Here is an 8873-nt window from a genome sequence, read left to right as displayed (position 1 = left end):
CTACGTCCTGCCCTTCCTGGAGGGCGACGCGCTCACCGCCCGCGTGGACCTGAAGGCCGACCGCAAGGCCGGCGTGCTGATCGTCCAGGCCAGCCACGCGGAACCCTGGGCGGGCGAGGCCACGCCCGTGCGCCTGGCGGAAGAACTGAAGCTGATGGCCGGCTGGCTGGGGCTGGCGAGCGTGCGCGTGGAACGGCGCGGCGATCTGGCGGGCGCGCTGGAAAGGGCTGTGGGTTAGTTCCCCTTCCCCCTTGCGGGGAGGGGTAGGGGTGGGGGTGCAAGTGCTGCCGGCGCCCAGCTGACACCCCCACACCCTGCCCTCTCCCCGCAAGGGGGAGAGGGTGCGCTACGGCATCTCCCACACCGCGGTCTTCTTGACCTCCATATCCTCCAGCTCGCGGGTCGTCCGGACCTGGTATTCGGCGAGCTTGGTCAGGCCCACGCGCGGGAAGTAGCTGCGGCCAGGATCACCGATCAGCACCATCGCGCCGGCCGACCTGGCAGCCTTCAGCCAGCCCATCACCCGCTCGGCCAGCGGCTTCTCGTAGCAGATGTCGCCGGCCAGGATGACATCGGCCCAGGCGGGCGGCGGCGCGTCCAGCAGGTCGTGCGCCGTGAATTCGATCTGCACCCCGTTCGCCTCGGCGTTCAGCGCCACCGCCGCCCCGCAGAAGGGATCGATGTCGGCCGCCAGGACCCGCGCTGCGCCAGCCCTGGCCGCGGCGATGGCCACGATCCCCGACCCGGCCGCGAAGTCGACGACGCCGCGCCCCGCCACGACTTGCGGATGGTCGATGACGTAGCGCGCCAGCGCCTGACCGCCCGCCCAGGCGAAGGCCCAGAACGGCGGCGGCAGGCCGATCCCGGCCAACGCCTCCTCGGTCAGTTTCCAGATCGGGGTGACCTCGCTCGCCAGGTGCAGCCGCAGATCCGGCGTATGCGGCGGATGTTCGAGGCTGGTGTTGGCCAGGATGAAGGCACGGCGGTCTTCGGGGGCGATCATGCGGCGGGTTTAACGGCTTGCCTGCCCCGCGGATACGAACGGCATGCAACGGGCTCGCGCCTGCGCGCCGTCCAGCAGGGTCACCGGCCCCGCCGCTCGCAGTCGCTTCAGCGCGACCCGAGCCTGCGGCAGGCCCTGCCGCCGCAATGTCCCGAGGCTGGTGACGTGGCCGCCGGCGTAACCGCTCTGGGGCTCGTCGTACCAGGTGATCAGCGCCTCGGAATACCACCAACCTGCGCAGTCGCGATCCTTGGGCAGGCCGGCTCCAACCTCGTAGCGGCGCCCGATCTCAACCAACGACAATGGATGGCCATCCCGCACGAGATCCGCCGGCGAAACCTTCTGCCGCCACCGGTCGAAGCGGCCGATGCTCTCAATGGGCACGAAAGCGTCCTCATAGGCCGCGTTCGCACGCTGCCACTGCGCGGCGCTGCAGCCGGCCAGCGTCATCAGGCTCGCGGTGATCGCGGCGACGGATACCAAGCGCATCAATGCCCTAAACCGCCGGGGCGACCGCGCGTTCCGGTTTCGACGAGGCCAGCCGCAGCACGTCGACATAGCTCGGCGAGGTCAGCATCTGCGGCAGCACGCCCTTGGCCCGCAGCATCCGTTGCGCCCTTGGCAGGTGGTAGCAGGGCACATGCATGAACATGTGATGCTCGCAGTGATAGTTCACATAGTAGGGCGCGAGGAACGCCCGCTCGAGCCAGTTGGCGTGGGTGGAACGCGCGTGGCGTAGCGGGTCCGGCTCGTTCTTCGCCACGCACGCATGTTCGGCGATGTTGCGCAGCCGGGTGATCATCGGCAGCCAGGTCGCCTGGGGGATAAGCCACAGCACCGGCCACACCCACCAAAGCCCGAACGGCGCGGTGAGGGCCAGCGTCACCAACATGCCGGCGAAGAACCGCTTCCGACGAACCACCGCGTCCTTGAGGATCGGCCACAGCGGCTCGTCGGGCTTGCGTTGGCGCAGCCGCTGCACGAGGCCCGACCACTTCAGCTTGTAATAGGTCTGGCCGGTCAGATCGCGGACGATCTTGCGGCGCAGCGACGTGCGCGTGATCGGGAACGGCGCCGAGAGGCCGAGGTCCGGATCCTCGGCCTGCTGGGCGTATTTGTGGTGGCCGAGGTGGTAGGGCCGGTAGGCCATCAGATCACCGGTCGTCAGATGGTTGCCCACCCAATCGTTGACCTTGAGGTCGGGATGCAGCGCCCCGTGGGCGGCGTCGTGCATCAGGATCGCCAGGCCCAGCTGCCGCGCGCCGATGATGGCGACGGCCAGCGGAATGGTGATCGGCCAGACGACCGCCATGGCCCCGGCGAGGAAGATCACCGCCCAGGCGTGGGCCACCATGGCCGGACCCTTCCACGCCGAGCGGCCGGCGAGCGGCGCCCACTCCTCGGCCGAGAAGAATTGTTTCGGATCGACGCGGGCGGCGGCGGGCATGGGCCTAGTCTACCCGATCCCGCTTAAAGCCGCACGCCGCCGGCGGCCAGGGCGGCAAAGAGGATCAGGCCGGCCCAGGCGTTGGACCGGAAGAGCGCGAGCGCCACCCGCGGCTGGTCCATCTTCACCCGGCGGGCCTGCAGCAGGAGGTGGGTGGCGTAGAGGGCGATGAGGGGTACGAACAGGATGTCGAGGCGCGCCTCGGTGGCGGCCGCAGCCGCGAGCAGCACGGAAAGCCCGTAGAAGATGGTCACGGCTCGCGGCGCCTTGTCGCCCAGCTTGCGCGCCGAGGACTTCACGCCGGCCAGCGCATCGTCCTCCAGGTCCTGGATCGCGTAGATAGTGTCATAGCCCAGCGTCCAGAAGACGCCCGAGGCGTAGAGCAGGATCGCCGGCGCCTCGAGACCGCCGGTGGCCGCGGCGAAGCCCAGCAAGGCGCCCCAGTTGAAGGTGAGACCCAGCCAGGCCTGCGGCCACCAGGTGATGCGCTTCATGAACGGATAGGCCGCCACCAGCAGCAACGACCCGACGCCAAGCCCGATCGCCACGGGACCCATCGTCAACAGGATGAGGAACGAGATCAGGGCGCAGACCGTCGCAAAGCCCCAGGCCTGCCGCACGCTGATCTGGCCGGCCGGGATCGGTCGCAGGGCGGTGCGCGCCACCTTGGCGTCGATGTCGCGGTCAACGATGTCGTTGTAGGCGCAACCCGCCGCGCGCATCAGCGCCGCGCCGACGAAGAACTCGGCGAGCAGACGCGGGTCCGGCCAACGCCCGGCCATGGCGGCGGCAAGCGCGATCGCCTGCCAGCCCGGCAGCATCAAGAGCCAGATGCCCGCCGGCCGGTCGAAGCGTCCAAGCTTCAGCCACGGCCGCGCCCAGGCCGGCGCGTGGGCGTCGACCCAATTGGCGGGCGCGGCGTCGGGGAGCGGGGTCGAGGAAGCCATGGGTCCTCTCTACCCCTAAGCCCAGCCCTCCGTCACGGCGTGCAGGCGGGCGTAGGCGCCGCCGTGCTGCACCAGGTCGGCGTGCGTGCCCTCCTCGACGATGCGGCCGTTCTCGAACACCAGGATGCGGTCGGCCCCGCGGATGGTCGACAGGCGGTGGGCGATGACGATGGTGGTGCGCCCGACCATCAGCTCTTCCATCGCCGCCTGCACCTGCCGCTCGGTCTCCACGTCCAGCGACGAGGTCGCCTCGTCGAGCACGAGGATCGGCGCATCGGCGAGGAACGCCCGGGCGATGGCCACCCGCTGGCGTTCGCCGCCCGACAGCTTCACGCCGCGCTCGCCCACCAGGGTGTCGTAGCCCTTGGGCAGGTGGGAGATGAAGTCGTGGGCCCGCGCCCGGCGGGCGGCCAGGATGATCTCGTCCTCCGTGGCGCCGGGCCTGGCGTAGGCGATGTTCTCCGACAGGCTGCGGTGAAACAGGGCCGGGTCCTGCGGCACCACCGCGATGGCGCGACGCAGGCTGCCCTGCGTCACCGCCGCGATGTCCTGGCCGTCCACCAGGATGCGGCCGCCCTGCACATCGTAGAGCCGCTGGATCAGCTTCACGAAGGTGGACTTGCCGGCCCCGGTCGGCCCGACCAGGGCCACCCGCTCCCCCGGCTCGATCATCAGGTTGAAGTTGTCATAGAGGGCCGCCTCCGCCGATTTGTAGCGGAAGCTCACCCGGTCGAAGATGATCTCGCCGAGGTGGGCGGCGAATTGCTTCGCGTCCGGCGCGTCAACCACCTGCGGGGCCATGGTGGCGTAGCGGGCCACGTCCTCGATGTCGTCGAGGCCGCGCTGGGTCATGCGGATGTTCTCGCCGATGTTGCGCAGGTAGCCGGTCATCAGCATGAAGGCGGTGATCACGAAGGCCACGTCGCCGGCCTTGGCCTGGCCCTTGCCCCACAGCCAGATCAGCAAGCCGGTCATCCCCGCCTGCAGCGCCATCAACAGCACATTGTGCAGCAGCCACAGGTTGGTGAAGCGGGTCCAGGTGACGTTCACCGACCCGCGCCACAGGTCGGTGACGCCGCCGATGCGGGCTTCCTCGCGGCCCTCCGCGCCGAACGACTTCACCGTGGCGTTGGAGGAGATCGAGTCGGCCATGGCGCCGCCGATGCGGCTGTCGAGCGCCACCGACTTCAGGTTGGCCGGGCGCGCATAGAGCTCGGTCAGCCAGATGTTCGAAGCGACGAAGGCGGCCACGATGATCGAGGAGAACAGACCCACGATCGGCCAGCGCAGCGCCATCATCACGCACAGGCCCGCCAGCACCAGGAAGGCGGGGCCCAGCCAGATCACCGCGGCGTCGGAGACCGTGTCGTAGCCCCACATGGCGCGCGACAGCCGGCGCACCGTGGCGCCGGCGAAATTGTCGGCATGCCAGTCGGCGGAGAAGGCCTGCACCTTCCTGAAGGCCTCGTCGACGATCTCCTTCATGTTGGCCGAGGCGAAATAGATCCACGGCCGCATGGCGAGGTTCTTGACGACCAGACCGGCGCCGTAGACCGCGGCCAGCAGGCCCCAGGCCGTCCAGGCCGGGCGCGTCTGGACAACGCCCGCGGCCACGGCGTCCACCAGCTTGCCGGCCGCCCAGGGGACGGACAGGTCGAAGCCGATGCCGGCCAGGGTCAGGACGACGGTGATCGTCAGCATCCAGCGCCGGCGCAGCCAGTAGCCGCCGAGATAGGCCAGCACCTGACGGTTGGAGAGCGTCCGCTCCTTGTGCTCGTCGGTGTCCTCGTAATGGTCGGTCATTGCAGAACTCGAAGGTCGGCGCCGGGCGGTCCGCGGGGCTCGCAATCTGCGAATCCGCCAACGGCGCGCGCCAGGCGCAGGGAATGGGTATGGGGCGACGCGGGGGGCTTGGGGGCCGGCGGGCCGCGGGCGCGCGGAACCGCTTCGCGTTTGCCCGCGCGAGGGGCTGGCGAAGCCGTTCGGTTGAGTTAACGGTGCGGCGGCGGCCCGAGACGCGGTCGGAAAATCAATGCGGCGACTGCCATGCTGACCTCCCTCTCGCGGCCTCGAAGGGCGGGAAGCTAGGCGCGGCCCAATCCAGCGTCAAGCGCCGCCGCCAACGCGGTTCGCCTAACGCGTTCGCCGGGACTTTTCGGCCACAGGCGGCCCGCGGGCGTCAGCCGAAGGTCTTGCGGATGCGGGCGAAGAACACCGGCCCGAACCGCCGGTCCTGCAGGTCCATGAGCCTGAGCGGCGCGGTGTTGCGCGGTCCGGCGAACACCTCGCGGCCGACGTCGTAGACGCCTCTGTGGGTGTCGAGGGTGAAGCGCAGGCCGAGGTCGGGCTTGGGCTTGTACTCCAGGAACAGGGTGCCCACCGTATTGGCCCGGTTGGTGTCGATCTCGTTGAACCGGAAGAAGTGCTCCCGGTAGGCGAGCGGCAGGTCGAACCCCCAGTTCAGGTTCCAGCGCGGCAGGTCCTGGCTGAAGTGCAGCGAAGCGTCGAGCGGGTGCTGGCCCGAGATCCGCCGCCGCTGGCCGGTGGTCGGATCGGTGACCTCCGAAACCTTCCAGGTCCCCGTGCCGCGCAAGGTCCCGCCGCCGATCCCGAAGCGGCCGAGCGGCAGCTCGAACGCCGCGACCACGTCGTTCTCCGAGCCGCCGCCGATGTTGCCCGGCTCGTCGAAGGCGCCGGACGGCGCGAACACCGGGACGCGGTCGACCACATCCTTCAGCACCAGGTGGCGGAGCGTCAGCGAGACCACGCCGGTTTTCCAGAAGTGCCGGTCGTAGGCCGCCTCGAACGCCCAGTCCTGTTGCGGCAGCAGGTTCGGGTTGCCCGCCACCACACCGTTGATGTTCAGCGCGGCGCTGGCCGCGAAGCTGGTGAAATCGAGCTGGCCCACCTCGCGCTCGACGCGCACCCGAACCTGGTCGGCGGCGTCCGGCGACCAGGTGATGAGCAGCCTGGGCTTGGGGAAGACCAGGGACTTGGACAGCGTCACGTCGCCGGTCGAGGCGATCGTCGAGCCCTCCACCCGCACGCCGGCTTCCATCGACAGCGTCGCGACCGGCCGCCAGGTCGCGGTGGTGAAGGCCTCGCCGCGCGTTTCGGTCACCCGCACGTCGCCCGCCGGGATCGGGATCGCGGCGCCGTTGTCGCTGAACGCGGTCTGGGTGGTCAGCCAGTTGTAGGCGACCTCGCCCCCGCCATCGATGGTCAGCGCGGCGGTCGGGCGCCAGTGCAGCACGCCGCGCCCGATGCTCTCGCCGCCGCGGGTGGCGAGCGCGAAGCGCTGATTGTCCGTCGCGGTCACGAAGGTCGAGGTGGAGCGGGCCCGGTTGAGGTGCTGCAGGCCGAACACCTCCAGGCCGAGCGTCGAGCCGAAGTCGCGGTTGTAGTGCAACCCGCCCTCGGCATCCTTCGCGTCCTGCTGCAGGTGGTCTTCCTGCCGCCCGGCGTGCTGGAAGACGTCGACGCTGTCGATGTCATAGGGCTGGTCTTCCAGGGTCAGGTTCAACCGCGCCTTGCCGCCCAACACCGGCGCCTCATAGGCCGCCGTCGCTTCACGAACCGAGTTGGGGGCGGTGTTGTGGGTCTGGGAGACATCCAGTTGCTGGCCGCCCGGCCCGAGGATCACGTGCCGGCCGCCGCCTTGCGAGTTGTCGTGGCCCTTGAAGGCGAACAGCGAACCTTCCAGCGTGCGGCCGTCCGCCCGCCAGGTCCCCTCGAGCTTCACCTGCGGATCGGTGTAGCCGTCGGCCGTGGTGTACTGACCCACAGCGGCGACGCCGGTGATCCCCTGGCCCTTCTTGTGGATGACGTTGGCGACCACCGTCTTGCCCTGCATGTCGATGCCCGGCTGGGCGCCGCGGATCAGGTCGATGCGCTCCACCTGGGCGGCGGGTATGCGACCCAGCACGCTGATCAGGTCGTCGGTCTTGCTGGCCGGCCGCTGGCCGTCGATCAGCACATTGCCGGCCGAGCCGGCGAAGCCGCGCAGCGAGGAGCCGTCGTCGATGGCGAAGCCGGGGATCCGGCGCACCATGTCGTAGGCGGTGTTGGGGCCCATAGGGGCGAAGAAGGACGCCGGATAGGCGATGACGCTCGCCGTGGTGTCGGCGGCCGGAGATGGCGCTGGCGCCTCCGCCAGCGCCATCGACGCGACCGCGTTGATCAGGAGGCCGGCGAAGAGGGGGGCGCCGAACCCGATCCCGAGGTTGGCGGCGCGCGCCATCCGTCGCGCGCGAAGGCGGCCGTGAGCCATGGTCGCAAATCTCCGCGCTTCGCCCTATGGCGAACTGCCAAGTAACTTAGCAGATGATCTGGGAAGGAAAAGCCCTAAGTCTCAGGTGTTGGCGCAGAACAGGAACATCAGCTCCACCTGCGCCGCCGGCCAGAAGGTGAGCAGGCCGCTGGCGGCGAGCCCGATGAGCAGTCCGGCGCGCATGCCGAGGGACCCCGCCGGCGCCGGCGCCGCATCGAGCAGCGCCTGCATCCGCCAGCGCAGGCTGTCGTTGCGGGCCATGGGCAGGACGGCGGCGGGGCCGGCGCCCGGCCGGGCCAGGGCGAGCAAGGCGGCGGCCAGGTTCAGCGGACCGGCGGCGGCGGCGGCGCGGCTGTCGGCGCGGGCCTCGCGCGCGACGCGGAACGCCTCCAGCGCCAGGCCGCGGCCCCAGGGCGCCAGGTCCCGAAGGAACGAGAGCAGCATCAGAAAAAGCGTGTCGCGACCCGTCACGTGCGCGCGCTCGTGGCTCAGCGCCGCCTCCAGCTCCGCCTCGCCCAACTGGTCGAGCGCCCCGTCGGAGACGAACACGGTCGGCCGCAGCAGCCCCGCCACGAAGCACTCCTTCTCGCGCGTCGGGATCTGCAGGGCGCGCAGCCCTAGCCGGGCGGCATGGCCGGCCAGCCGCGCGCCGGGCGGCGAGCTGAGCGCGAACAGCCGGGCCACTTCGGCCTGCCGCCGCCACCCGCGCCACAGGGCGAAGAGCAGCAGGCCCGCGGCGATGGCCGGCGTGACCCAGAAATTCATCACCCCGTGCCAGGTCAGCACCTTGTTCCACTGAGGCGCCTCCTGCAGCGCCTGGACGATCGCGCCCAGGCCCACCACGCCAGGCGCCGCGGTCAGCGCCGCCGCCGGCCAGGCGCTTGCCGGCGTCCTGGGCAGCAGGCGCGCCGTGCGGTCGCTGATCCAGGCGGCCAGCGCCGGCGCCGCCACCAGCGGCCAGAGGTTCTGGAAGGGGCCGTCGAACACCTCGTTGCCCGCCAGATGGATGAGGCTGTCATGCCAGCTCATGACTTCAGCTCCGACTTGCGCTGCGCGATCAGCCGTTCGAATTCGGCCACCGTCTCGAAATCGACCGCAAGTTCGTCCACCAGCTGGGCGATCACCGCCGGGCCGAGGTTGCCCTTCAGGGAGCGGACCACCGCCGACAGCACCTGGGCCTCGAACTCGTTCTCGGAGGCGGTGGCG

Annotated in this window: 8 protein-coding genes and 1 pseudogene; 1 reads left to right on the top strand and 8 read right to left on the bottom strand. The window is 70.3% G+C overall.

Annotated features, from left to right (window positions below; translation table 11 throughout):
• Positions 1–238, top strand: a pseudogene (locus VGT80_RS18510) (winged helix-turn-helix domain-containing protein); the annotation flags it as partial.
• 108 nt (positions 239–346) lie between these two features.
• Here the strand turns inward: VGT80_RS18510 and VGT80_RS18505 are convergent.
• The 8 genes from VGT80_RS18505 to VGT80_RS18470 all read right to left on the bottom strand — a co-directional run.
• Positions 347–1003 (bottom strand): methyltransferase, encoded by a 657-nt coding sequence (locus VGT80_RS18505; protein ID WP_327458136.1) that lies wholly within the window; start codon positions 1001–1003, stop codon positions 347–349.
• A gap of 9 nt (positions 1004–1012) precedes the next feature.
• Positions 1013–1492 (bottom strand): hypothetical protein, encoded by a 480-nt coding sequence (locus tag VGT80_RS18500; RefSeq protein WP_327458135.1) that lies wholly within the window; start codon positions 1490–1492, stop codon positions 1013–1015.
• 7 nt (positions 1493–1499) lie between these two features.
• Positions 1500–2450 (bottom strand): fatty acid desaturase family protein, encoded by a 951-nt coding sequence (locus tag VGT80_RS18495; RefSeq protein ID WP_327458134.1) that lies wholly within the window; start codon positions 2448–2450, stop codon positions 1500–1502.
• Between the two features lie 23 nt (positions 2451–2473).
• Complete coding sequence (gene ubiA, locus VGT80_RS18490; protein WP_327458133.1) at positions 2474–3397, bottom strand: 4-hydroxybenzoate octaprenyltransferase; 924 nt, start codon at positions 3395–3397, stop codon at positions 2474–2476.
• A gap of 15 nt (positions 3398–3412) precedes the next feature.
• Positions 3413–5200, bottom strand: coding sequence for an ABC transporter ATP-binding protein (locus VGT80_RS18485; protein ID WP_327458132.1), 1788 nt, complete (start codon positions 5198–5200; stop codon positions 3413–3415).
• Positions 5201–5576: 376 nt separating this feature from the next.
• Positions 5577–7667, bottom strand: coding sequence for a TonB-dependent receptor plug domain-containing protein (locus VGT80_RS18480; RefSeq protein WP_327458131.1), 2091 nt, complete (start codon positions 7665–7667; stop codon positions 5577–5579).
• Between the two features lie 81 nt (positions 7668–7748).
• Positions 7749–8696: a M48 family metalloprotease gene (locus VGT80_RS18475; protein WP_327458130.1), complete on the bottom strand. Its 948-nt coding sequence runs from the start codon at positions 8694–8696 to the stop codon at positions 7749–7751.
• A partial coding sequence (locus VGT80_RS18470; protein ID WP_327458129.1) for a hypothetical protein occupies positions 8693–8873 on the bottom strand: 181 nt, incomplete at its 5' end. The genes VGT80_RS18470 and VGT80_RS18475, both read right to left, overlap by 4 nt.

The organism is Phenylobacterium sp. (assembly GCF_035944335.1).
GTDB lineage: Bacteria > Pseudomonadota > Alphaproteobacteria > Caulobacterales > Caulobacteraceae > Phenylobacterium.
This window is presented reverse-complemented; position numbering and strand designations above follow the sequence as displayed.